This is a genomic window from Thioalkalivibrio sp. ALE12 (assembly GCF_000381105.1).
In the GTDB taxonomy this organism is placed as follows: Bacteria; Pseudomonadota; Gammaproteobacteria; order Ectothiorhodospirales; family Ectothiorhodospiraceae; genus Thioalkalivibrio.
Window position 1 is genome coordinate 98897 of sequence record NZ_KB905909.1, and the last position, 24015, is coordinate 122911.

At 66.4% G+C, this 24015-nt stretch carries 28 protein-coding genes and 3 tRNA genes; 25 read left to right on the forward strand and 6 right to left on the reverse strand.

The annotated features are described in order from the left end of the window. The first annotated feature begins 6 nt into the window (after positions 1–6). The 4 genes from F614_RS0109225 (at position 7) to lpxC (ending at position 4288) form a co-directional block, all read left to right on the forward strand. Positions 7–729 (forward strand): cell division protein FtsQ/DivIB, encoded by a 723-nt coding sequence (locus F614_RS0109225; protein WP_026280317.1) that lies wholly within the window; start codon positions 7–9, stop codon positions 727–729. 23 nt (positions 730–752) lie between these two features. Next, positions 753–1988, forward strand: coding sequence for a cell division protein FtsA (gene ftsA, locus F614_RS0109230; RefSeq protein ID WP_018865657.1), 1236 nt, complete (start codon positions 753–755; stop codon positions 1986–1988). A 97-nt stretch (positions 1989–2085) separates the two neighbouring features. After that, positions 2086–3243: a cell division protein FtsZ gene (gene ftsZ, locus F614_RS0109235; protein ID WP_017942791.1), complete on the forward strand. Its 1158-nt coding sequence runs from the start codon at positions 2086–2088 to the stop codon at positions 3241–3243. A 124-nt stretch (positions 3244–3367) separates the two neighbouring features. Further along, positions 3368–4288 carry a UDP-3-O-acyl-N-acetylglucosamine deacetylase gene (lpxC, locus tag F614_RS0109240; protein ID WP_231366535.1) on the forward strand — a complete coding sequence of 307 codons (921 nt, stop codon included), beginning with the start codon at positions 3368–3370 and terminating at the stop codon, positions 4286–4288. A 16-nt stretch (positions 4289–4304) separates the two neighbouring features. On the opposite strand, the gene F614_RS0109245 is transcribed toward lpxC, so the two are convergent. Next, positions 4305–4745 carry a DciA family protein gene (locus tag F614_RS0109245; RefSeq protein WP_018876471.1) on the reverse strand — a complete coding sequence of 147 codons (441 nt, stop codon included), beginning with the start codon at positions 4743–4745 and terminating at the stop codon, positions 4305–4307. A gap of 45 nt (positions 4746–4790) precedes the next feature. Between F614_RS0109245 and F614_RS0109250 the strand changes: the two genes are divergently transcribed. The 4 genes from F614_RS0109250 (at position 4791) to F614_RS0109265 (ending at position 11087) form a co-directional block, all read left to right on the forward strand. Continuing rightward, positions 4791–5681 (forward strand): M23 family metallopeptidase, encoded by an 891-nt coding sequence (locus F614_RS0109250; protein WP_026279153.1) that lies wholly within the window; start codon positions 4791–4793, stop codon positions 5679–5681. A 425-nt stretch (positions 5682–6106) separates the two neighbouring features. Then, the gene (gene secA / locus F614_RS0109255; protein WP_019558758.1) at positions 6107–8905 is read left to right on the forward strand and encodes a preprotein translocase subunit SecA; all 2799 of its coding nucleotides are present in this window, start codon (positions 6107–6109) and stop codon (positions 8903–8905) included. Between the two features lie 12 nt (positions 8906–8917). Continuing rightward, a complete protein-coding gene (gene argJ / locus F614_RS0109260) occupies positions 8918–10129 on the forward strand; it encodes a bifunctional glutamate N-acetyltransferase/amino-acid acetyltransferase ArgJ (protein WP_026329841.1) in 1212 nt (403 codons plus the stop codon). Then, positions 10110–11087, forward strand: a complete 978-nt coding sequence (locus F614_RS0109265) for a Nudix family hydrolase (RefSeq protein WP_019558760.1) — start codon at positions 10110–10112, stop codon at positions 11085–11087. Before argJ ends, F614_RS0109265 begins: the two co-directional genes overlap by 20 nt. Positions 11088–11120: 33 nt before the next feature. Here the strand turns inward: F614_RS0109265 and zapD are convergent, their stop codons facing one another. Genes zapD through pilB form a run of 5 tightly spaced genes read right to left on the reverse strand, consistent with a single transcriptional unit; the run spans position 11121 to position 16439 of the window. Continuing rightward, positions 11121–11891, reverse strand: a complete 771-nt coding sequence (gene zapD, locus F614_RS0109270) for a cell division protein ZapD (RefSeq protein ID WP_018865664.1) — start codon at positions 11889–11891, stop codon at positions 11121–11123. 56 nt (positions 11892–11947) lie between these two features. Continuing rightward, positions 11948–12592: a dephospho-CoA kinase gene (coaE, locus tag F614_RS0109275; RefSeq protein ID WP_018865665.1), complete on the reverse strand. Its 645-nt coding sequence runs from the start codon at positions 12590–12592 to the stop codon at positions 11948–11950. 9 nt (positions 12593–12601) lie between these two features. Beyond that, complete coding sequence (locus tag F614_RS0109280) at positions 12602–13465, reverse strand: A24 family peptidase (protein ID WP_018865666.1); 864 nt, start codon at positions 13463–13465, stop codon at positions 12602–12604. Between the two features lie 3 nt (positions 13466–13468). Beyond that, positions 13469–14680: a type II secretion system F family protein gene (locus F614_RS0109285; RefSeq protein ID WP_018865667.1), complete on the reverse strand. Its 1212-nt coding sequence runs from the start codon at positions 14678–14680 to the stop codon at positions 13469–13471. Positions 14681–14723: 43 nt separating this feature from the next. Continuing rightward, entirely contained in the window at positions 14724–16439 is a 1716-nt protein-coding gene (gene pilB, locus F614_RS0109290; RefSeq protein ID WP_018865668.1) for a type IV-A pilus assembly ATPase PilB, read from the reverse strand. A 216-nt stretch (positions 16440–16655) separates the two neighbouring features. On the opposite strand from pilB, the gene F614_RS0109295 reads away from it, so the two are divergent. The 17 genes from F614_RS0109295 (at position 16656) to rplX (ending at position 23998) form a co-directional block, all read left to right on the forward strand. Next, positions 16656–16740, forward strand: a tRNA-Tyr gene (locus F614_RS0109295). A gap of 56 nt (positions 16741–16796) precedes the next feature. Then, positions 16797–16870: transfer RNA gene (locus F614_RS0109300), tRNA-Gly, on the forward strand. 75 nt (positions 16871–16945) lie between these two features. Further along, positions 16946–17021 (forward strand) — tRNA-Thr (locus tag F614_RS0109305). Positions 17022–17087: 66 nt separating this feature from the next. Beyond that, positions 17088–18278 carry an elongation factor Tu gene (gene tuf / locus F614_RS0109310; protein ID WP_018865669.1) on the forward strand — a complete coding sequence of 397 codons (1191 nt, stop codon included), beginning with the start codon at positions 17088–17090 and terminating at the stop codon, positions 18276–18278. Positions 18279–18283: 5 nt separating this feature from the next. After that, positions 18284–18595, forward strand: coding sequence for a 30S ribosomal protein S10 (rpsJ, locus tag F614_RS0109315; protein ID WP_018865670.1), 312 nt, complete (start codon positions 18284–18286; stop codon positions 18593–18595). Positions 18596–18705: 110 nt separating this feature from the next. Beyond that, positions 18706–19350: a 50S ribosomal protein L3 gene (rplC, locus tag F614_RS0109320; protein WP_018878096.1), complete on the forward strand. Its 645-nt coding sequence runs from the start codon at positions 18706–18708 to the stop codon at positions 19348–19350. Between the two features lie 4 nt (positions 19351–19354). Next, complete coding sequence (gene rplD, locus F614_RS0109325) at positions 19355–19960, forward strand: 50S ribosomal protein L4 (RefSeq protein WP_018865672.1); 606 nt, start codon at positions 19355–19357, stop codon at positions 19958–19960. After that, positions 19957–20253, forward strand: a complete 297-nt coding sequence (gene rplW / locus F614_RS0109330) for a 50S ribosomal protein L23 (protein WP_017941073.1) — start codon at positions 19957–19959, stop codon at positions 20251–20253. Before rplD ends, rplW begins: the two co-directional genes overlap by 4 nt. 2 nt (positions 20254–20255) lie before the next feature. Continuing rightward, entirely contained in the window at positions 20256–21077 is an 822-nt protein-coding gene (gene rplB / locus F614_RS0109335; protein WP_018865673.1) for a 50S ribosomal protein L2, read from the forward strand. A 12-nt stretch (positions 21078–21089) separates the two neighbouring features. Continuing rightward, a complete protein-coding gene (gene rpsS / locus F614_RS0109340) occupies positions 21090–21362 on the forward strand; it encodes a 30S ribosomal protein S19 (protein ID WP_018139876.1) in 273 nt (90 codons plus the stop codon). A 9-nt stretch (positions 21363–21371) separates the two neighbouring features. Beyond that, entirely contained in the window at positions 21372–21713 is a 342-nt protein-coding gene (gene rplV, locus F614_RS0109345; RefSeq protein WP_018865674.1) for a 50S ribosomal protein L22, read from the forward strand. A 2-nt stretch (positions 21714–21715) separates the two neighbouring features. After that, a complete protein-coding gene (rpsC, locus tag F614_RS0109350; RefSeq protein WP_018865675.1) occupies positions 21716–22396 on the forward strand; it encodes a 30S ribosomal protein S3 in 681 nt (226 codons plus the stop codon). Positions 22397–22406: 10 nt separating this feature from the next. Continuing rightward, on the forward strand, positions 22407–22820 hold the full coding sequence (rplP, locus tag F614_RS0109355) for a 50S ribosomal protein L16 (protein ID WP_017941078.1): 414 nt from the start codon (positions 22407–22409) through the stop codon (positions 22818–22820). Further along, a complete protein-coding gene (gene rpmC / locus F614_RS0109360; protein WP_018865676.1) occupies positions 22820–23014 on the forward strand; it encodes a 50S ribosomal protein L29 in 195 nt (64 codons plus the stop codon). Before rplP ends, rpmC begins: the two co-directional genes overlap by 1 nt. A gap of 4 nt (positions 23015–23018) precedes the next feature. Next, complete coding sequence (rpsQ, locus tag F614_RS0109365; RefSeq protein WP_018865677.1) at positions 23019–23285, forward strand: 30S ribosomal protein S17; 267 nt, start codon at positions 23019–23021, stop codon at positions 23283–23285. A gap of 22 nt (positions 23286–23307) precedes the next feature. Beyond that, positions 23308–23676 carry a 50S ribosomal protein L14 gene (gene rplN / locus F614_RS0109370; protein ID WP_017941081.1) on the forward strand — a complete coding sequence of 123 codons (369 nt, stop codon included), beginning with the start codon at positions 23308–23310 and terminating at the stop codon, positions 23674–23676. A gap of 7 nt (positions 23677–23683) precedes the next feature. Next, the gene (gene rplX, locus F614_RS0109375; protein WP_018865678.1) at positions 23684–23998 is read left to right on the forward strand and encodes a 50S ribosomal protein L24; all 315 of its coding nucleotides are present in this window, start codon (positions 23684–23686) and stop codon (positions 23996–23998) included. Positions 23999–24015: the final 17 nt, after the last annotated feature.

A 24015-nucleotide genomic window follows, 5' to 3' on the forward strand; every position in this document is an offset into this window, starting at 1 on the left:
CGCCGCCTGGCCGGCCCGGGGCTGCGCCTGATGGCCGGCATGGGCCTTGCCGGGATGCTGGTGCTGGGCGCGCTGGCCTGGCTGCAGTTCGACCCGGATGCCTGGCTGCCGATCGAGCGCATCGAGGTGACCGGCAACCCGCAGCACGCGGATGTCGCGGCCGTGCAGGAGCTGGCCCGCGCCCATGCATCGGGCTTTGTCGGGGTCGAGCTGGAGCGCCTGCGCACGGCGCTGGAGGCCCAGCCCTGGGTGGACACGGTGCGCCTGCGCCGCCAGTGGCCGGACACGCTGGTGGTCGAGATCCGCGAGCCGGTGCCGGTGGCGCAATGGGGCGACGACCACCTGGTCGACCGCCACGGCCGGCTGTTCGGGCCGGTGGCGCTGGATGACTGGGAGGGGCTGCCGGCCCTCGCAGGGACGGATGGGCGGCAGGTGGTGCTGATGCATCGCTACCTGGAGGTCTCCGCGCGCCTGGCCGATGCCGGGCTGGAGGTCACCGGGCTGCAGGAAGGGGCGCGCCATGACTGGAGCATCCACCTGGCGGACGGCGTGCGCGTGCTGATGGGCCGGGATGCCGATCTGAGCCGCCTGGGTCAGTTGGTCCGCGCGGTGCCGGCGATTCGCGATTATCGCGATGCCCCGGTGGAACGGATCGACCTGCGCTATCCGCACGGGCTCGCGGTGGCCTGGGCGGATGCGGCGGATGACGGTGCGGGGGACGCCCGATGACACGAACGACAGGACGCAGAAAGATGATGGCAAAGAAGTCGGAACCCGGTCTGATCGTCGGCCTGGACGTCGGGACCTCGAAGATCGAGGCGGTGGTCGGGGAGCTGACCGAGGAAGGCGAGATCGAGATCATCGGGATCGGGTCCTCCCCTTCGCGCGGGCTGAAGAAGGGTGTGGTGGTGAACATCGAGTCCACCGTCCAGTCGATCCAGCGCGCGGTCGAGGAGGCCGAGCTGATGGCCGGCTGCGAGATCCACTCGGTCTACACCGGGATCGCCGGCTCTCACATCAAGAGCTACAACTCCACCGGCGTGGTGGCGATCAAGGACGGCGAGGTGGTCGCGGGCGACGTCGACCGGGTGATCGACGCCGCGCGCGCGATCGCGATCCCGGCCGACCAGCGCATCCTCCACGTGCTGCCGCAGGAATACATCATCGACGAGCAAGAGGGCATCCGCGAGCCGATCGGGATGTCCGGGGTGCGGCTGGAGGCCAAGGTGCACCTGGTCACCGGCGCGGTGTCCGCGGCGCAGAACATCGTCAAGTGCGTGGAGCGCTGCGGGTTGCGGGTGGACGACATCATCCTGGAACAGCTCGCCTCCAGCTATTCGGTGCTCAGCGAGGACGAGAAGGACCTGGGTGTCTGCCTGGTGGACATCGGCGGTGGCACCACCGACATCGCGGTGTTCGCCCATGGCGCGATCATGCACACCGCGGTGATCCCGATTGCCGGGGATCAGGTGACCAACGACATCGCGGTCGCCCTGCGCACGCCGACCCAGTACGCCGACGAACTCAAGATCAAGTACGCCTGCGCGCTGCGCTCGCTGGCCGACCCGGGCGAGAGCATCGAGGTGCCCGGGGTGGGCGATCGGGCCGCGCGTCGGCTGTCGCGTCAGACGCTCGCCTCCGTGGTCGAGCCGCGCTACGAGGAACTGCTGCAGCTGGTGCAGGCGGAGCTGCGCCGCAGCGGAACCGAGGAAATGATCGCCGCCGGGGTCGTACTGACCGGCGGATCGTCTCGAATGGAAGGTGTGGTGGACCTCGCCGAAGAGGTCTTCCACATGCCCGTACGCCTGGGGGTGCCGCAACGCGTCACCGGGCTCCTGGATGTGGTGAAGAATCCGATCCACGCGACGGGAGTGGGGCTGCTGCTCTACGCCCGCGAGTCGCGTGCGGAGCAGGAGGCCCGGCCCGTGAGCAGCGGGTTCCAGGGCGTATGGGCGCGCATGAAGCGCTGGTTTTCCGGGCAGTTCTGATGACCAGGACACCGGAATCTTTGGGGGTCGGACCGCTCTCCGGCCATGACGCAGGCCAACAGAAGTACCTGTACACACGCAACGAGAGGACGCAATCATGACGTTCGAACTGATGGATACCTATAGCCAGAACGCGACGATTAAGGTCGTCGGCGTCGGGGGCGGCGGCGGCAACGCCGTGCAGCACATGGTCAACTCGCAACTGGAGGGCGTGGACTTCATCTGCGCCAATACCGATGCCCAGGCCCTGAAGAGCCTGGATTCCAAGACGCTGCTGCAACTGGGTGGCGACATCACCAAGGGCCTGGGGGCCGGGGCGGATCCCTCCGTGGGCCGCGAGGCTGCGCTGGAGGATCGCGAGCGCATCCAGGACCTGCTGCAGGGCGCGGACATGGTCTTCATTACCGCCGGCATGGGCGGTGGTACGGGTACCGGGGCCGCGCCGGTGGTGGCGCAGATCGCCAAGGAGATGAACATCCTGACCGTGGCGGTGGTCACCAAGCCGTTCCCGTTCGAGGGCAAGCGCCGCATGCAGGTGGCCATGTCCGGGATCAAGGCCCTGACCGAGCAGGTCGACTCGCTGATCACCATCCCCAACGAGAAGCTGCTGACGGTGCTGGGCAAGAACACCACGCTGCTGGACGCCTTCAAGGCCGCCAATGACGTGCTGTTCGGCGCGGTGCAGGGCATTGCCGAGCTGATCACCCGCCCGGGCCTGATCAACGTCGACTTCGCCGACGTGCGCAACGTGATGCGCGAGATGGGTATGGCGATGATGGGGACCGGCTCTGGTTCCGGCGAGGACCGTGCCCGTGAGGCGGCCGAAGCCGCGATCGCCAGCCCGTTGCTGGAGGACATCGATATCTCCGGCGCGCGCGGCATCCTGGTGAACGTGACCGGCGGCATGGATGTCGGTATCGGCGAGTTCGAGGAAGTCGGGGAGGCGGTGAAGGCTCTGGCCTCGGAAGACGCCAACGTCGTCGTCGGGACGGTGATCGACCCCGAGATGACCGACGAGCTGCGGGTCACCCTGGTGGCGACCGGCCTGGGGGCCCCGGCTTCGCAGTCCGAACGTCCGCAGGTGCGGGTGGTTGATGCCCAGCCGAAGAAGGCGGTCGGTTCCGACGTCGAAGTCGACCTCGATCAGCCGACCGTCAAGCGCCGCGGTGGCGACAATCTGGCGGTGGACTACAACCAGCAGCAAGGCATTGATGTGCTGGATATTCCGGCCTTTCTGCGCAAACAGGCGGACTGAGAGCGCCGGCACATGCAGGACGAGCGGAATCCTGCAATAATGCGGCAATCGTTGTGTGCATGAGGAGCCCGGGAGGGCCCGGGCTCCCCTTATGCGCTCTCCTGAAAGAGAGAGGCTCAATTCGTTGATCAGGCAAAGAACGCTCAAGAACAGCATTCGGGCGACCGGGGTAGGACTGCATACCGGAGAGAAGGTGGTGCTGACCCTGCGGCCGGCCCCGGTGAACACCGGGATTGTGTTCCATCGCTGCGATCTTGATCCGTCCGTGGAGATCCGCGCCTGTGCCGACAATGTCGGCGACACGCGGCTTTCGACCACGCTGGTCAATGGCGATGTCCGGGTCTCGACCGTGGAGCATCTGCTCTCGGCCATAGCCGGACTGGGCATCGACAACCTGCACGTCGACGTGAGCGCCGCCGAGGTGCCCATCATGGACGGCAGTGCCGGTCCCTTCGTGTTTCTGCTGCAGTCCGCCGGGCTGAAAGAGCAGGACGCGCCCAAGGAATTCATTCGGGTCAAGCGCAGCGTGGAAGTCCGCGAGGGCGACAAATGGGTGCGCTTCGATCCCTACGAGGGGTTCAAGGTCGGTTTCTGCATCGACTTCGAACACCCGATGTTCACCGACGGGAGCCAGCGCGCCGAGCTGGATTTCTCGTCCACCTCCTTCGTGAAGGAGGTCTCGCGTGCCCGAACCTTCGGGTTTATGCGCGACATCGAGGCCCTGCGGGCCAACCAGCTGGCGCTGGGCGGCAGCCTGGACAATGCCGTGGTGCTCGATGACTACAAGATCCTGAACGAGAACGGTCTGCGCTACGACAACGAGCTGGTAAAGCACAAGATCCTCGACGTGGTCGGGGACCTGTACCTGCTCGGCCACAGCCTGATCGGCGCCTTCACCGGGCACAAGTCCGGGCATGCACTGAATAATCAGCTGATCCGCCAACTCGCGGCCGACGAGACGGCCTGGGAAAAGGTCACCTTCGAGGACCCGAACGAGCGCCTGCCGATCTCCTTCGGCCAGCTGGCACCGACGCCGGCGGGCTGAATACCGCGGCGCCGGTTCAGTCCGGCTTCGGCGGGGACGGGCGCGCCGCGCGGGCGAGCCGATCCAGCGCACCGGCCAGTTCGGGATCCTGAATGCGAGAGGCAGTGTCGGCGAGGATCTGCCGGGCGGCTTCCGGGATCTCGCGCCGTTCCAGCCGCGCGGCCGGTTCGGCAGGGCGGGGCACCCGGGACAGCCGGATGCGCATCTGCTCGATGCCCTCGAAGCCCGCGGCACGCAGGGTCTTGAGCAGTTCGCGTTGCTGGAAGCGCAGTTCGGTCGCCAGGCCGCGGTCCGCGCAGATCGCGACCAGGGTGTCCTCGCGCAGGGTGAACGCCAGTCGCCGCGCCTTCAGCGCATTGCCGGCGAGGCCCTCGAGGGCGCGCTCCACGCCGCGGTCGCGGCCGGAGTGCGCGGACCAGTCGCGGGCGATGAAACGGGTGATCCGCTGCGGTGTCATCCCGGTAACCCGGTGGCGCAAGGCGGAGAGAACAAGAGGATTCGCATGCAGTTGATCGTACTACGTCCGGACGGCCTTTGTGCACGCCTGCCCCTGTGGGCGATGGCCGTGTCGGGGGGCGTGCTGGTGCTGCTGATGGCGGCCGCGGTGGTGGCGGCCTACCTGGTCGGCCAGAGCCAGCGCGAGGTGGTCCGGATTCCGGTGACCAATACCCTGGATCCTGTGGCCGTCGAGACGGTGGAGCGCGAAGCCGCCCGCGAGGGCCTGAATCATCTGGTCGAACGGGTCGTGGCGCTGGAACGCCAGTTGTCGCGTGTGGATCTGCGCATCCGCTCGGTGGGCGACTCCCTCGGGCTCGACGTGGCCGATCTGGCGCCGGAGACCGGGGGGCAGGGCGGGCCCCTGCTGGAAGGACCGGATTCGCCGCTGGAGGTGCACGACCGCCTGCTGGCGCTGGAGCACCTGCTGGGCCGGCACAGCGCCGCGGTGGACCTCGTGGGCTCCGAGCTGCGCCTGGATGCCTCGCGCGAGGCCCTGTCGCCGCGGCTTCGTCCGGTCGAGGATGATGCCTGGATCAGCTCGGCGTTTGGCTACCGCGAGGATCCGTTCACCGGCAATCGGCGGTTCCACTCAGGGATGGACTTTGCCGGTCGGCCCGGCTCCGAGATCCGCGCGGCGGGTGGCGGTCTGGTGGTGTTCGCGGGGCGGCGCAGCAGCTTCGGCAACCTGGTCGAGATCGCCCACGGCGGCGGCCTGAACACGCGCTACGCCCACAATGCGGAGATCCTGGTCGAGGCTGGCGAGCGCGTGGAGGCCGGCCAGGTGATCGCGACCATGGGCCGCACCGGCCGCGCGACCGACACCCACCTGCACTACGAGGTGGTGGATGCCGGCAAGGCCCTCAACCCCTACAACTTCCTTCCCGATCGGGACTGACACCTAGGGGGACGCTGATTGAATCGCACGTCCGCGCTCGAGTCGCTTTTGCGTGCGAACAAGGCGCGGTGACTGCCGTGCAGTCACTCTGCACAAGGGAACAACCGCAACGCCGTGCGCGCGCCCGTTTTTGATCAGCAACGGGCGCCCGAGCCCCTGCATTCAATCGCTTGCGGGGTTGGTGCCCCCTATTCCCCGACCCTGCGTTGCGCCCCTTGCGGGTAGAACCACTACCCGCTGCACGACGCGCCTTGTCTCGGAAAACAGGGGGCACCAACGCGGACGTGCGATTAAATCACTCCCTAGTGGCTGCGCGGCGCGGGATTCGGCGTCGGTGGCCTCCCGGAAAGCCGCTTTCCCGGCACAGCGTTTCCCCGGCGGATCGTTTATCCTAGGCGGGTTTCAGCCAACCCTTACGGATCCCCATGGTCAAGCAGCTCGTTCAGAAGATCTTCGGTAGTCGCAACGATCGCATCCTCAAGCGCTATACCCGCGCGGTGGAACGCATCAATGCCCTGGCCGACTCCACCGAGGCGCTGTCGCGGGACGAGCTGCGCCACAAGACCCGGGAATTCCAGCGCCGCCTGGGCGAGGGCGAGGACCTGGAGAAGCTCCTGCCGGAAGCCTTTGCCGTGTGCCGCGCGATGAGCGCGCAGGTGATGGGCCTGCGCCATTTCGACGTGCAGTTGATCGGCGGCATGGTCCTGAACGACGGCCGCATTGCCGAGATGCGTACCGGCGAGGGTAAGACCCTGGTCGCGACCCTGCCGGCCTATCTCAACGCACTGACCGGCGACGGGGTGCACGTGGTCACGGTGAACGACTACCTGGCCCGGCGCGATGCCGCCTGGATGGGGCGTCTCTATCACGCGCTGGGGCTCTCGGTGGGCGTGGTCAACAGCTCCGGCGGCCTGGGCGTGGACTCCGCCTCCTATCTCTTCGATCCGGATTATCACGCCGAGGAGGGCGGGTTCGAGCACCTGCGCCCGGTCACCCGTCGGGAGGCCTACGCGGCGGACATCACCTACGGGACCAACAACGAGTTCGGCTTCGATTACCTGCGCGACAACATGGCCTTCTCGGCCGACCAGCGGGTGCAGCGGGCGCTCAACTTCGCGGTGGTGGACGAGGTCGACTCGATCCTGATCGACGAGGCGCGTACCCCGCTGATCATCTCCGGCCCCAGCGGCGACAGCTCGGAGCTCTACGAGCGGCTGAACACCATCCCGCCGCAGCTCACTCGTCAGGAAGACGAGGAGAGCGAGGGCGACTACTTTGTCGACGAGAAGGCCAAACAGGTCTTCCTCAGCGAAGAGGGTCACGAGAAGGCCGAGGAACTGCTGCGCCAGGCGGGTCTGCTGGAAGAACACCAGACCCTGTACGACTCCGCGAGCATCGCGGTCCTGCATCACCTGAACGCGGCCCTGCGCGCGCACGCCCTGTTCCATCGCGACGTCGACTATCTGGTGCGCGACGACAAGGTCCAGATCATCGACGAGTTCACCGGACGCATCATGGCCGGGCGGCGCTGGTCCGAGGGGCTGCACCAGGCCATCGAGGCGAAGGAAGGCGTGCCGATCCAGCGCGAGAATCAGACGCTCGCCTCGATCACCTTCCAGAACTACTTCCGGCTGTACGACAAACTCGCTGGCATGACCGGTACCGCGGATACCGAGGCCTACGAGTTCAAGACCATCTATGACCTGGAAGTGGTCGTGATCCCCGGCAACAAACCGCTGGTGCGCGACGACATGCAGGACCTGGTGTTCCTGACCCAGGAAGAGAAATACACCGCCATCATCAAGGAGATCCAGTGGTGCGTGGATCGCGGTCAGCCGGTGCTGGTCGGGACCGCCTCCGTCGAGAGCTCCGAACGCCTGGCGGACGCCCTGAAAAAGACCGGCATCGCCTTCGAGGTCCTGAACGCCAAGCAGCACGAACGCGAGGCCTCGATCATCGCCCAGGCCGGCCGTCCCAAAGCCGTGACCCTGGCGACCAACATGGCCGGGCGCGGCACCGACATCGTCCTGGGCGGCTCGCTGGATGCCGAGCTGGCCGAGGTGGATCCGGAGGACACGGCCCGGCAGGAGGCCATACGGGCCGACTGGCAGCAGCGCCATGATGCGGTGCTCGAGTCCGGCGGTCTGCACATCATCGGCTCCGAGCGCCACGAGTCGCGGCGCATCGACAACCAGCTGCGCGGGCGCTCCGGGCGTCAGGGCGACCCGGGCTCCAGCCGTTTCTTCCTGTCGCTGGAAGACAACCTGATGCGGGTGTTCGCCTCCGAGCGGGTGCGCGGGCTGATGCAGCGCCTGGGCATGAAGGAGGGCGAGGCGATCGAGAACGCCTGGGTCTCCCGCGCCATCGAGAACGCCCAGCGCAAGGTCGAGGCCCACAACTTCGATATCCGCAAGCAGCTGCTGGAATACGACGACGTGGCCAACGACCAGCGCCGCGTGATCTATGACCAGCGCGCCGAACTACTGACCACCGAAGACATCAGCGACACCATCGACACCCTGGTCGAGGACGTGGTCAACGCCCAGATCAGCCAGTACATCCCGCCGGGCTCGATCGAGGACGAGTGGGACGTTGAGGGCCTGCAGCAGGCCCTCAACGGCGAGTTCGGGCTGGACCTGCCGGTGCAGCAGTGGCTGGACGACGAGGACGACCTCCACGAGGAGCCGCTGCGCGAACGCATCGTCGGCCATGCCCGCGAGATGCTGGCCGGCAAGCGCGAGCAGCTGGGTGACGAGACCATGAACCGGCTGCAGCGCGACGTGATGCTGCAGGTCCTGGACAGCCAGTGGAAGGAACACCTGGCCGCGATGGACTACCTGCGCCAGGGCATCGGGCTGCGCGGCTACGCCCAGCGCAACCCGAAGCAGGAGTACAAGAAGGAAGCCTTTGCCATGTTCCAGTCCCTGCTGGAACGCATCAAGCACGATGTCGTGAAGTTCCTGTTGCGGATGCAGCTGCGTTCGCCGGAGGAGGTCGAGGCGCTACAGCCGAAGAAGGCCGCGCCGGCCGAGGACGACCTGCAGTTCCAGCACCAGAACCCCGACAGCGCCCTGAAGCCCGATGCCGAGGGCGAGGCGGAGGGCCGCGAGCCGGTCGCCAGTGGCGAGGCCCCCTATCGCCGCGAGGAGCCCAAGCTGGGGCGCAACGAGCCTTGCTGGTGCGGCTCGGGCAAGAAGTTCAAGCACTGCCACGGCAAGCTGTAGGGGACGCCCACAATGGCCGTTGGATTGATCGCCCCGGAGGTCCTTCATCCCGTGCCGGGGATCCGCCTGGCCGCGACCGCAGCCGGCATCCGTTACGCCGGGCGTGACGATCTGGTCCTGATCGACGCCGGCCCGGAAGCGACCATCGCCGCGCTCTACACCACCAATGCCTTCCGCGCGGCGCCCGTGGTGGTGGCCGCCGAGCACCAGGCGCGGGGGCACGCTCGCTGGCTGCTGATTAACGCCGGAAACGCCAATGCCGGTACGGGCGAGCCCGGGCTGGCCGCCGCGCGCGCCTGCTGCGAGGCGGTGGCCGGTCTGACCGGGACCGTCGCGGATGCGGTCCTGCCGTTTTCCACCGGCGTGATCGGGGAGCCGCTGCCGGTCGAGCGGATTGTCGCGGCCCTGCCGGTCCTGTACGCCGGGTTGGCGCCCAATACCTGGATGCAGGCCGGGCGCGCGATCATGACCACCGATACCGTGCTCAAGGGCTGCAGCCGCCGCGTCTCCCTGTCGCAGGGCGAAGTGACCCTGACGGGCATCGCCAAGGGTTCCGGCATGATCCACCCGGACATGGCGACCATGCTGGCCTTCATCGGGACCGATCTCGCCATCGACGCCGCCGAGCTCGAGGGCCTGCTGCGCGTGGCCAACCGCGACAGCTTCAATGCGATCACGGTGGACGGCGATACCTCGACCAACGATGCGGTCGTGGTGATGGCCAGTGGCGCCAGCGGCGCCGGGCTCGCCACGCCGGCGGATCGGGAGGCGTTTCTCGCCGCGCTGGCGGCGGTGTGTCTGGAGCTGGCCCAGGCGATCGTGCGCGATGGCGAGGGCGCGACCAAGTTCGTCACCGTGGAGGTGACCGGGGCGCGGGAGCGCGAAGAAGCGGCGCAGGTGGCCGAGACGGTCGCGCTGTCCCCGCTGGTGAAGACCGCGTTGTTCGCCTCGGACCCCAACTGGGGCCGGATCCTGGCGGCGGTGGGGCGCGCCGGTGTGCCGGACCTGGCGATCGAGCGGGTCGCGATCCACGTGAATGATGTGGAGATCGTTCGCGACGGTGGCCGGGCCCCGGCCTATGCAGAGGCCGATGGCCAGCGGGCCTTCGGCGCGGACGAGATTCATGTGCGCATCGACCTCGGCCGGGGCCCCGCGGGCGCGCGCAAGTACACCTGCGACTTCTCCCACGAGTACGTGCGCATCAATGCCGAATACCGGTCCTGAACCGGTTGTCTCCCGGCCGGTCGAGGTCGCGATCGGGCTGATCCTGGATGCCCGGGGCCGCGTGCTCGTCACGCGCCGTGCGCGCGGGCAGCACCTGGCCGGGTTTCGGGAATTCCCCGGGGGCAAGGTGGCCGCGGGGGAATCGCCGGCCACGGCCCTGGCCCGCGAGCTGGATGAGGAACTGGGCGTCCGGGTCGGCGCTGCGGTTCAGTGCCTGACCATTGATCACCGCTATTCGGAGCGCTCCGTGCGCCTGCACGTGTTTCGCGTGAGCACGTGGTCCGGCGAACCCGCGCCGCGCGAGGGCCAGACCATGGCGTGGCTGCGCCCGGACACCCTCGACCCGGCGGATTTCCCGGCGGCCAACCGCGCGATGCTCAACGCGCTGCGGCTCCCCGAGCGCTATCTGATCACCCCGTCCCCGGACGATGCGGGCCAGGCCGACGCGATCGCGGAGCGCGTGGTCCGGGCCCTGCGCGCGGGCCGGGCCGGCATGGTCCAGGTTCGGGCGCCGGCGCTGGACGCGTCGGCCTATCGCGACTTCCTCGCGGCCATCGCCGGGCCCGCCGGCGCGCTGGGTATCCCGGTGCTGGCCAACGCCCCGGCGGACTGGCTGACCGGGTTCCCGGAGGTGGGGCTGCATCTGCCGGAGCGGCGCTGGCGCGAACTGGAGACGCGTCCGGACCGGGGTGGCTGGATCGGCGCGTCGGTGCATGACCGGGCCGGGCTCGCGCGGGTCGCCGCGCTGGGGCTGGATTTCGTGGTCCTCGGGCCGGTGGAGGTGACCGCCACCCACCCCGGGGCCGAGGTGCTGGGCTGGGAGCGCTTCACTGCCTGGACGACCGGTGCGGGCGTACCGGTTTATGCGCTGGGAGGCATGACCCCGGGGCACCTGGCCCAGGCGCGCCGGGCGGGAGCGCAGGGGATTGCCGGCATTCGCGGGCTGCTGGACGGTTGATCCCGTCGCCGGGCAACGAGCCCGGTCACGGTGTCAGATCGCGCAGCAGCAGAGCTGGAAGGGGACGTCGCGACTGGCCGGAACCGGGCGCTCGCGGAAGTCGCCCGGGGCGAAGAAGCGCACGGTAAAGCGCTGGCGTCCGCCGCTGATCTCCGGATAGACCCCGAGGGTGGGGTCGACGGTCACCCGGATCAGCTGCCAGGCATGGCTGGTGTCCAGGCTGCGCTCGAAGTAGCCCTCCTCCGCTGTGACCGGCTCCGCGTGGCCCGAGCGGCGCATGTAGCGCAGCACCTGGGCGGTCGCCTCGGCGACGGTATTGAGCGGCTCGAACCACTCCAGCAGGAGTTCGCTGCGCGCCTGGCTTGGCTGTGCGAGCCAGTAGTGGTAGATCGGCAGGTCGAAGTCGAAGGCGCCGCCCGGCAGGGCCATGCGCTGGCGTACGCTGGAGAAGAACTCGCTGCCGCGCACGCGGTGATCGAGGGCGCCGGCCTGTTCCTCCAGCGCATCATGGAGCCGCTTCTGCGTGTCCATGGTTTCGCGGAAGCGCTCGGCATCCACGCCCGGCTGGTTGGCCAGGCGGTTCAGGTTGACCGTCTGGCGTTCGATCTCGCCCATCAGCTCGCGTTTGATGTCGACGCGGGTCACCAGCGCGTAGATATCGACCAGGGAGACCAGGGCCTCGTGGTGGTCGAACGGCCGCCCCGACTCCAGTGCGTCGGCGAAGCGCGCGTTCAGGGCCTCCAGTCGCAGCAGGAGGCGCACGCGTTCATGCAGCGGTTGTTCGAAGGTCAGGGTCTGGCTCACGGCGTGCCCGTTCGGCAGGAGGGCTGAAGGTGCATGGCCCGGGAATCCCGGCAGTATCAGGTATTCGGGGGGCGGATTTCCACCCGGGAGGCGGTCGTGGCGGACAGCTCGCGCAGGGCGGCGTCGCGTTCTGCTACCTGGTTCGCCAAGTCGGCCTCCGTTGTGGCTTCGCGATTGCGGATTTCGCTGTCCCCGCGCAGGCGGCGCTCCTCGGGATTCATCTGGGCCGCCAGGATGGCCTCCACCTCGGCGCTGCTGCGGCCGTCACGCTGGGTGACGCGGGCGATCTGCTCGTGGGGCTCGCAGTGGACCACGATCACATGGTCGAAGCGGTTCTCCCAGCCGGCCTCGAACAGCAGTGGAACCACGATCAGGGCGTAGGGCGTGTCGGATGGCAGCGCGGCGAGGTCTTCCTCGATGCGGGCCTCCACCGCGGGGTGGACCAGGGCCTCCAGCGCCTGGCGCTCCCCCGGGTCGGCAAAGATCCGGCTGCGCAGGGCGCCGCGGTCCAGGTGCCCGCGGGCATCCAGGACGCCGGGCCCGAAGCGGTTCACGATGGCAGCGTAGAGGTCGTGTCCCGGTGTCTGCAGCTCGCGGTTGATGGCGTCGGCATCCAGCACCGGCACGCCGAGGCTGGCGAACAACCCCGCGACCCGGCTCTTGCCGCAGCCGATCCCCCCGGTGAGTCCGACCCGCAGCATGCCCGTCGCCTAGAATCCCTGGGGGAAGTAGAGGGCCAGCAGCTCGTCTCCCCAGATCAGCGCGAGCCAGCCGGCGGCGGCGAGATAGGGGCCGAACGGGATCGGGATATTGCGATCACGGCCGCGCAGCAGGATCAACGCAATCCCGACTACGGCGCCGACCAGCGAGGCCAGCAGCAGGATGACCGGCAGGGCCTGCCAGCCCAGCCAGGCGCCCAGCGCGGCCAGCAGCTTGAAGTCCCCGAAGCCCATGCCCTCCTTGCCGGTCAGCAGGCGGAAGCCATGGAAGATCAGCCACAGCACCAGGTAGCCGGCGACGGCGCCAATGACCGCCGACTGCAGGTCGGTGAAGGTCCCCGGGATATTGACCAGCAGGCCCAGCCACAGCAGGGGCAGGGTCAGCTGGTCCGGGAGCAGGGTCGTGCGCGCGTCGATGCCGGCCGCCGCAATCAGCACGCCGGTGAACACCAGGGCCAGGAGGCCTGTGGCGTTCGGCCCCAGGTGCCAGATCGTCACGATGAACAGCAGCGCGGTGAGCGCCTCGACCGCGGGATACTGCCAGCTGATGCGGGTGCCGCAGCCAGGGCAGCGCCCGCGCAAAAGCAGATAGCTGAGGAGGGGCACGTTCTCCAGCGCTCGGATCGGGCGTTGGCATTGCGGGCAGCGCGAGCGCGGGCGCACCAGGTCGAAACGCTCCTCTGCGCCCGGCGGTTCGTGCTCGAGGATGGCGCGGGCCTCGCGTTCCCAGTCGCGTTCCAGCATCACCGGCAGGCGCGCGATGACCACGTTCAGGAAACTGCCGATCAGCAGCCCGAAGACCCCGGCGATCGGCAGGGCCCAGGCGCCCAGTTGCGCGCCGGTCTCGGCCAGCATTCCCTAGATCACCTGACCCATCTGGAAGATGGGCAGGTACATGGCGATGACCAGACCGCCGACCAGCACGCCCAGAACCACCATGATCAGCGGTTCCAGCAGGCTGGACAGGCTGTCGACGGCGTTGTCGACCTCGTCCTCGTAGAAGTCCGCGACCTTGGCCAGCATGGAGTCCAGTGAGCCGGATTCCTCGCCGATCGCGACCATCTGCACCACCATGTTGGGGAACACGCCGGTATTGCGCATCGACCATTGCAACTGCCCGCCTGCCTCGGTCTCGTCGCGCATGCGCAGGGTCGCCTCGCGGTAGACCGCGTTGCCGGTGGCCCCGGAGACCGAGGTCAGGGCATCCACCAGCGGGACCCCTGCGGAGAACATGGTCGACAGCGTGCGGGCGAAGCGCGCGATCGCGGCCTTGCGCAGGATCGGCCCGAAGGCCGGGGCCTTGAGGATGATGATGTCGAGGAAGCGGGCGAAACGTGGCGAGCGCCGCTTGGCCTGCACGAAGACGAAGCCGATCGCCACCATGACCCCGAGGATCGCCCACCACCAGCTCTGGGTGAACTCCGAGAGGTCCACCACCATCCGTGTGAACACCGGCAGGTCGGCACCGAAGCCCTGGAACAGGGCCTCGAACTGCGGGACCACGTAGATCAGCAGGATCGCGGTGACCACGATGGCCACCACGACGACCGCGGCGGGGTAGAACAGGGCCTTCTTGATCTTGGCCTTCAGGGCCTCGGTCTTTTCCTTGTAGGTGGCGATCTTATCCAGCAGGGTCTCGAGCGTCCCCGCCTGCTCGCCCGCCTCGACGAGGTTGGTGACCAGGTCGTCGAAGTGACGCGGGTGCTTGGACAGGGCCTTGGCAAAGGTCTCGCCGCCTTCCACGTCCGCCTTCAGTTTCAGAACGAGGTCGCGCATCGCGGGTTTCTCGTTCCCGCGGCCGACGATCTCGAACGCCTGCACCAGCGGTACACCGGACTGCAGCATCGTGGTCATCTGCCGCAGGAAGTAGGCGATGTCGGCCGGCACGATCTTCTTGTTGCCGCCGGAGAACAGCGACTTCGGCTTCTTGCGGATCTTGACGACGTTAATGCCGTTCTTGCGCAGTTCGGCGCGCGCGGTGGCCTCGTTGTCGGCCGGGGTCTCGCCCTTGACCCGGTCGCCGTTCTTGTTCAGTCCTTCCCAGGTGTAGATCGTCCCGGAGTCGGCCATCCCCCTGTCCCCCTGTAGCTGGTGACCCGTGCCCCTTGCGGCACTAGTCCTTGGTCACGCGATTGACTTCCTCGAGGCTGGTCAGCCCCGCCATTACCTTCATCAGACCGGCGCGGCGCAGGTCCTCGATGCCTTCCTTTTCTGCCTGTTCCGCCAGCTGCATGGAGTTGTAGCCCTCCAGGATGCCGCGCTGCATCTCCTCGCTGATGGGCATGACCTGGTAGATCCCGAGGCGGCCCTTGTAGCCGTTCGTGCACTGGTCACATCCCACCGCGCGATAGGCAGTCACCCCGGCCTGGATATCGGCGTCGGTGAAGCCCTCTTTGCGCAGGACCTCTTCCGGCAGCTGTTCCGGTTCCTTGCAGTTCGGACACAGGCGCCGCGCGAGGCGCTGGGCGATGATCAGCAGGATCGACGACGCGATGTTGTACGGTGGCACGCCCATGTTGGCGAGGCGAGTCAGCGTCTGTGGCGCGTCGTTGGTATGCAGGGTGGAGAGCACCAAGTGGCCGGTCTGCGCGGCCTTGATCGCGATCTCCGCGGTCTCGAGGTCACGGATCTCCCCGACCATGATCACGTCCGGATCCTGGCGCAGGAAGGCGCGCAGGGCGCTGGCGAAGGTCAGGCCGACCTTCGGGTTCACGTTGACCTGGTTGACCCCGGGCATGTTGATTTCCGACGGGTCTTCGGCGGTGGAGATGTTGCGGTCCGCGGTGTTCAGGATGCCGAGGCCGGTATAGAGGGATACGGTCTTGCCCGACCCGGTGGGGCCGGTCACCAGGATCATCCCGTAGGGCCGGCTGAGCGCCTGCAGATAGGCTTCCTTCTGATGTTCCTCGTAGCCCAGCTGGTCGATCCCCATCGACGCGCTGCTGGGGTCGAGGATACGCATCACGATCTTCTCGCCGTACAGCGTCGGCAGGGTGCTGACACGAAAGTCGATCGCCCGCGTCCGCGACAGCTTCAGCTTGATCCGTCCATCCTGCGGCACGCGGCGTTCGGCAATGTCCATGCGCGACATCACCTTGACCCGCGCGGTGATCCGTGGTGCCAGGGAGTTCGGCGGGTGGGCCACTTCGTGCAGCACGCCGTCGATGCGAAAGCGCACGCGGAAGTCCTTCTCGAAGGGCTCGAGATGGATGTCGGAGGCCTTGCGGTTGATGGCGTCCATCAACAGCTTGTTGACGAAGCGCACTACCGGGGCATCGTCCGCCCCTTCGGCGGTGTCCGAGCTGTCCTTGTCGTCGTCGCCCGATTCGATCGCCAGGCTGTCGAGGCCGTCGTCCCCCAGGTCGTCCATCAGCGACGAGGCGGCGCTCAGGGCGCTGTCGATCAAGCGGTCGAGCTTGTGCGACTCGACCAGCACGGCCTCCACCGGCATGCCCGTGGCGAACTTGAACTCGTCGGTGGCGCCAAGATTGGTCGGGTCGGAGACGGCGATGTAGAGCCGGTTGCCGCGCACCATCAGCGGGAGGGCGTGATGCTTCTGGATCAGCTTCTCGTTCAGATGATCCTTGGGCAGCAGTTCCGGCTCGAAGGTCGCGAGGTCGAATACCGGCAGCCCGAATTCCTCGGCGGCGGCCTCCGCGAGCCGGGCCTCCGCCACCTGGCCCTTGCTGGCCAGCAGGGTCATCAGGGGGGTCTGCTGGGACTGGGCCTCCTCGACCAGCTGGGAGGCGATGTCCTCCGCGATCAGGCCGGCCTCGACCAGGCGTTTGGCCAGCCCGGGGAGCCGCGGTGCCGTAGTGGTGTTCGCCATGGGCCTCTGCGTATACAAACCAGTGATGGGCCACACAATACGTGCGTCCGCGGCGGAAGGGAAACGCCCTGGCGGACCACTGGCGCCCCCCGCTGTGCCCCCGATCATAGGAATCAACCCCGCAGAAGACAAGGCTGTTGCGCCGCGGCCGGAAGCGAATGCTCGAGGCGCTTGACGCTGCGCTTCGCGCTGGTTCAGAATACGCGGCTTGATCGAGGAGGGATACCCAAGCGGTCAACGGGGGCAGACTGTAAATCTGCTGGCTCAGCCTTCGGAGGTTCGAATCCTCCTCCCTCCACCATCGAGTTTTTGAAGCCAGCGGCCATAGTGGGCGGTGGTCAGGCAAGCCAGGGTTCTGCGGGTGTAGTTCAATGGTAGAACCTCAGCCTTCCAAGCTGATGATGTGGGTTCGATTCCCATCACCCGCTCCACGTTTGGCCTGTTGTGGTGCGTCCTTGCGGGCGGCCCGGCCGAGGCCCTGGCAGCCAGAGCAATAGAGTTATCCGGCTCATGTAGCTCAGTCGGTAGAGCACTTCCTTGGTAAGGAAGAGGTCACCGGTTCGAATCCGGTCATGAGCTCCATATTAATGTCAGCGTACAACCTGCGTCGCTGTTGAGTTTTAGCGTCACGATCCGGGGAAGCGAGAAATGTCCAAGGAAAAGTTCGAGCGTAAGAAGCCGCATGTGAATGTGGGGACGATTGGTCATGTGGACCATGGGAAAACGACGCTGACGGCGGCGATGACGGCGGTGCTGGGTAAGAAGTACGGGAGCGAAGCCCGTGCGTTTGACCAGATCGACAATGCGCCGGAAGAGAAGGCGCGCGGGATCACGATTGCGACCGCGCACGTCGAATACGAAAGCGACATTCGCCACTATGCGCACGTCGACTGCCCCGGGCACGCGGACTATGTGAAGAACATGATCACGGGTGCGGCGCAGATGGACGGCGCGATCCTGGTGGTGTCGGCGGCCGATGGCCCGATGCCGCAGACCCGCGAGCACATCCTGCTGGCGCGTCAGGTCGGTGTGCCGTACATCGTGGTGTTCCTGAACAAGGCCGACATGGTCGACGATCCGGAGCTGCTGGAGCTGGTCGAGATGGAAGTTCGCGACCTGCTGTCCTCCTACGATTTCCCGGGTGACGACACCCCGGTGATCACCGGTTCCGCGCTGAAGGCGCTGGAAGGTGACGAGAGCGAAGTGGGCGCCCCGGCGATCTACAAGCTGGTGGAGGCGATGGACAGCTGGATTCCGGAGCCCGAGCGTGCCGTGGACGGCGCGTTCCTGATGCCGGTGGAAGACGTCTTCTCGATCTCCGGTCGTGGCACCGTGGTGACCGGTCGCGTCGAGCGCGGCGTGGTGAAGGTCGGCGAAGAAATCGAGATCGTCGGGATTCGCGACACCCAGAAGACCACCGTCACCGGTGTCGAGATGTTCCGCAAGCTGCTGGACCAGGGCGAAGCGGGCGACAACGTCGGCATCCTGCTGCGTGGCACCAAGCGTGACGACGTGCAGCGTGGTCAGGTGCTGTGCAAGCCGGGTTCGATCACCCCGCACACCCATTTCGAGGCCGAGGTGTACATCCTGGGCAAGGACGAGGGCGGTCGTCATACGCCGTTCTTCAATGGGTACCGCCCGCAGTTCTACTTCCGTACGACCGACGTGACGGGTTCGGTGGAACTGCCGGAAGGCACCGAGATGGTGATGCCGGGCGACAACGTCAAGATGACGGTGTCCCTGATCAACCCGATCGCGATGGAAGACGGGCTGCGCTTTGCGATCCGCGAAGGTGGCCGCACCGTCGGCGCCGGCGTCGTCTCCAAGATTATTGAGTGAACGAGATGGCTAACCAGCGCATTCGAATTCGTCTGAAGGCCTTTGATCATCGACTGATCGACCGCTCCGCGGCCGAGATTGTCGAGACCGCGAAGCGGACCGGCGCCCGGGTCAAGGGACCGATTCCGCTGCCGACCAAGCGCGAGGCGTACACGGTCCTGGTCTCCCCGCACGTCAACAAGGACGCGCGTGACCAGTACGAGCTGCGTACGCACAAGCGCCTGATGGATATCCTCGATCCGACCGACAAGACCGTGGATGCCCTGATGAAGCTGGATCTGGCCGCGGGCGTCAATGTTCAGATCAGGCTTAACTAACGTTAAATTTTCTGCCATACTATTGGGCTTTCCGTGGCCCGGCGGAATTTTCGCCGGGCCACGGCTTTAGGGCGCTTGATAGCGCCGTCTGATACGGAAGGGGTTTTGTAATGGCTCTTGGACTCATCGGTCGCAAGCTCGGCATGTCGCGCGTCTTTACGGACGACGGCGTCTCCGTGCCGGTCACGGTGCTGCAGGTGGACAACAATCGCGTGGTCCAGATCAAGCGCACTGAAGGCGACGGCTACAACGCGGTCCAGGTGACGGCGGGCTCGCGCAAGCCGTCTCGGGTAAGCAAGCCGGAGGCCGGTCACTTTGCTGCGGCGTCGGTGGAACCGGGTCGTGGTCTGTGGGAATTCCGCGTGGACGAGGCCGATCTGGAAGGCCTGGCCGCCGGTGATGCGATCACCGTTGACCGGTTCGAGGAAGGTCAGATCGTCGACGTGACCGCGCAGAGCAAGGGCAAGGGCTTCCAGGGTGCGGTGAAGCGTCACAACTTCCGCACCCAGGACGCGACCCATGGCAACTCGCTGGCGCACCGTGCCCCGGGTTCCATTGGGCAGAACCAGAGCCCCGGCCGCGTGTTCAAGGGCAAGAAGATGGCCGGCCACATGGGCGCGGAGCGCAAGACCATCCAGAACCTCAAGGTGGTGCGTGTCGACGCCGATCGCAGTCTGGTCCTGGTTCAGGGTGCCGTGCCGGGCGCGCCGAGTTCCGACGTGATGATTCGTCCGGCCGTGAAGGCGAAGGGTTAAGACAATGCAAGTAACGACTGCCGATACCGGGGCCAGCGTCGAGCTGTCCGCCGTCTGCTTCGAGCGGGAATTCAACGAATCCCTGGTGCATCAGAGCGTGGTCGCGCAGCTCGCCGGAGCCCGCAGCGGCACCCGTGCGCAGAAGACACGCGCCCAGGTGAGCGGCGGCGGCATCAAGCCGTTCCGCCAGAAGGGCACCGGCCGTGCGCGTGCCGGCACCATCCGCAGCCCGCTGTGGACCGGGGGCGGCAAGGTATTCGCGGCGCGCACCCAGGATTTCTCGCAGAAGCTCAACAAGAAGATGTATCGCGCCGCGATGGCGTCGATCCTCTCCGAGCTGCTGCGCCAGGATCGCCTGAAGGTGGTGGCGGGCTTTGCCGTTGAATCCGGCAAGACCCGCGACGGCGTCGCGAAGCTGAAGGAACTGGGCCTGGAGAAGGGTCTGGTGGTCCTGGCCGAAGAGGACGCGATGACCGCCCGCGCCCTCGGCAACGTGCCGCACGTGGACGTGATCGACGTCAACGGCGTCAATCCTGCCAACCTGGTCGGGGCCGAGACGGTCGTGATCACGGAAGGCGCCATCCGCAAGCTCGAGGAGTGGCTGGCATGAATTCGCGTCTGATGCAGATTATTCAGGGTCCGGTGGTGTCCGAGAAATCGACCAACGCCGGGGAAGTCGGGCAGTACGTGTTTCGCGTGCTGCCGGATGCCGACAAGGCCGAGATCAAGGCCGCGATCGAGAAGCTGTTCGAGGTTCGTGTCCAGCAGGTCCGCACGCTGAACCAGCAGGGCAAGAACAAGCGCTTCGGTCGCCAGTTCGGTCGTCGTAACCACTGGAAGAAGGCCTATGTCGCGCTCGCCGAGGGCGAGAGCATCGACATGGGTGAAGGAGAACAGGTCTAGTCATGGCGATTATCAAGACCAATCCGACGTCGGCCGGACGCCGTCACGCGGTTCAGATCCGCGGTGACGGTCTGCACAAGGGCGCCCCGCATGCGGCGCTGGTGGAGAAGCAGACGCGCACGGGCGGCCGAAACAATTCCGGGCGCATCACCACCCGTCACGTGGGTGGTGGGCACAAGCAGCGCTATCGCATCGTCGACTTCAAGCGGAACAAGGACAACGTGCCGGGCAAGGTTGAACGGCTCGAATATGACCCGAACCGTAGCGCTCATCTCGCACTGGTGCTGTACGCGGACGGCGAACGCCGGTACATTATCGCGCCTCGCGGCCTGAAGCAGGGTGACGCGGTGCACAGCGGCTCGCAGGCGCCGATTCGTGTCGGTAACGCCATGCCGTTGCGCTCGATCCCGGTCGGCACGGTGATTCACTGCATCGAGATGAAGCCGGGCAAGGGCGCCCAGATCGCCCGTTCCGCCGGTGCCTCGGCCCAGGTCGTGGCCCGCGAAGGCGCCCACGCCACCATCCGGCTGCGCTCCGGCGAGATGCGGCGCATCCCGTCCGAATGCCGCGCCACGGTGGGCGAGGTCGGGCATACGGAGCACAGCCTGAAGAAGTTCGGGAAGGCCGGTGCCAAGCGCTGGACGGGCGTGCGCCCGACCGTGCGCGGCACCGCGATGAACCCGGTCGACCATCCGCATGGTGGTGGTGAAGGGCGCAACTTCGGGCGTCACCCGGTGACCCCGTGGGGCCGTCCGACCAAGGGTTACAAGACCCGCAACAACAAACGTACCGACGGCATGATCGTGCGTCGGCGCAAGAAGTAACGGAGTGCCAGCATGCCGCGTTCACTGAAAAAAGGCCCGTTCGTCGACCACCACCTGCGCAAGAAGGTGGAAGAGGCGCGCGAGAAGAACGATCGCCGGCCGATCAAGACCTGGTCGCGTCGCTCGATGATTATCCCGCAGATGGTGGGTCTCACCCTCGCGGTTCACAACGGGCGTCAGCATGTTCCGGTGCTGGTCAACGAAAACATGGTCGGCCACAAGCTGGGCGAGTTTGCGTTGACGCGGACCTTCAAGGGTCACATCGCCAACAAGAAGTCGCGCTGAGGACGAACGATGGAGACGATTGCAAAACTGCGCTACGCGCGCATCTCGCCGCAGAAAACGCGGCTGGTCGCCGACCAGGTTCGTGGTATGCGCGTGGAAGAGGCCCTGAACGAGCTGACCTTCAGCCCGAAGAAGCCGGCCGCCATCGTGAAAAAGGTGCTGGAATCCGCGATCGCCAATGCGGAGAACAACGACGGCGCCGACATCGACGAGCTGCGCATCTCGCGCATCCAGGTCGACGAGGGCCCCGTGCTCAAGCGCATGCAGGCGCGTGCCAAGGGCCGCGGCAACCGCATCATGAAGCGCACCAGTCACATCGTGATTGGCGTTAGCGAGAAGGGAGCGAACTAACCATGGGTCAGAAAGTACATCCAACCGGCATCCGGCTGGGCATTTCTCGCCCGTGGTCGGCGACCTGGTACGCCGACGGTCGTGAATTTGGCGAGACGCTGAACAACGACATCAAGCTGCGCGAATTCCTGCAGAAGAAACTCGCGCACGCGTCGGTGAGCCGCATTACTATCGAGCGTCCGGCCAAGGCCGCGCACATCACGATCCATACGGCGCGTCCGGGGATCGTGATCGGCAAGAAGGGCGAGGACATCGAGAAGCTGCGTCGTGAAGTCGCGGCGGAGACGGGCCTGGACCAGGGCAACGTCAAGATCAATATCGAGGAAGTGCGCAAGCCCGAGATCGAGGCCCAGCTGGTGGCGGAAGGGATTGCCCAGCAGCTCGAGCGCCGCATCATGTTCCGCCGTGCGATGAAGCGCGCCGTCGGCAATGCCATGCGCCTGGGTGCCCAGGGGATCAAGGTGCACGTCTCCGGCCGTCTGAACGGCGCCGAGATCGCGCGTTCCGAGTGGTACCGGGAAGGGCGTGTGCCGCTGCACACCCTGCGTGCCGATATCGACTACGGCTTCGCCGAGGCCCGTACGACCTACGGGATCATCGGTGTGAAGGTGTGGATCTTCAAGGGCGAAGTCTTCGGTCTCGAGCCGGTCGAAGGGACGCGCGCTGCGGCCAACGCGAGCTAGGACATAGACCATGTTGCAGCCAAAAAGAACCAAATTCCGCAAGCAGTTCAAGGGCCGGAACCGGGGCATGGCCTCGACCGGTGCCAAGGTCAGCTTCGGCGAGTACGGCCTGCAGGCCGTTGAACGCGGTCGCATTACCGCGCGCCAGATCGAGGCCGCGCGTCGTGCGATGGTGCGTCACATCAAGCGTGGCGGGAAGATCTGGATCCGGGTGTTCCCGGACGTGCCGGTGACCAAGAAGCCGCTTGAAGTGCGTATGGGCAAGGGCAAGGGTGGCGTGGAGTACTGGGTCTGCAAGATCCAGCCCGGCCGCGTGCTCTACGAGATGGAAGGCGTTCACGAGGACGTGGCCCGCGAGGCCATGCGCCTGGCCGCCGCCAAGCTCCCGGTCAAGACGGTCTTCACCCGTCGGCAGGTGATGTAATGAAAGCAGAAGAACTCAGAAAGAAGTCGGATGACGATCTGAACCAGGAGCTGGAAGCGCTCTACAAGGAGCAGTTCGGCCTCCGTATGCAGAAGGCGATCGGGCAGCTCGCGCGCCCGGATCGCGTCGGCAAGGTGCGGCGCGAGATCGCGCAGATCAAGACGCTGATGAATGAACGCAGAAGGGCAGGCTAAGAAGATGACCGAAGAAGGTTCCAAGACTCAGCGTTCCGTCGTGGGGCGGGTGATCAGCGACAAGATGGACAAGACCCGGACGGTCCTGGTCGAGCGTCGCGTGCGTCATCCGCTGTACGGCAAGTTCATCCGCCGCAGCACGAAACTGCACGTCCACGACGAGGAGAACGTCTCCCGCATGGGCGATCGGGTTCGTATCCGTGAATGCCGGCCGGTTTCCAAGCAGAAGCGCTTTGCCCTGATCGAAGTGGTCGGGCAGGACGCGCTCTGAATCGGCTGCCAGGAGATAAGTCATGATTCAAATGCAGACCGTGCTCGAGGCCGCCGACAACAGCGGCGCCCGACGCATCCAGTGCATCAAGGTGCTGGGCGGCTCGCACCGCCGGTACGCCCGCGTGGGCGATGTCATCAAGGTGAGCGTCAAAGACGCGATCCCGCGTGGCAAGGTCAAGAAGGGCGATGTGTACGACGCCGTCGTGGTGCGTACCGCCTCCGGCGTGCGGCGCCCGGATGGTTCGATCATCCGCTTCGACCGCAACGCCGCGGTCCTGCTGAACAACCAGCACCAGCCGATCGGCACCCGTATCTTCGGGCCGGTGACGCGTGAACTGCGAGGGGAGAAGTACATGAAGATTATCTCCCTCGCCCCGGAAGTGCTGTGAGGACGTGATGAACAAGATTCGCAAGGGCGACGATGTCGTCGTGATCGCGGGCAAGGACAAGGGTCGCCGCGGGACCATCATCAAGGTCCTGGACGGCAAGGTCCTGGTCCAGAACATCAACATGGTGAAGAAGCATCAGAAGCCGAACCCGCAGCAGGGTGTCGGTGGCGGGATCATCGAGAAGGAAATGCCGATCGATGTCTCGAACGTGATGCTCTTCAACCCGGCAACCGACAAGGGTGATCGCGTGTCGTTCAAGACCCTGGAAGACGGCCGCAAGGTGCGGGTCTTTCGCTCGAACGGCGAGGTCGTGGACGCATAACGCGGGACGGACGGTTT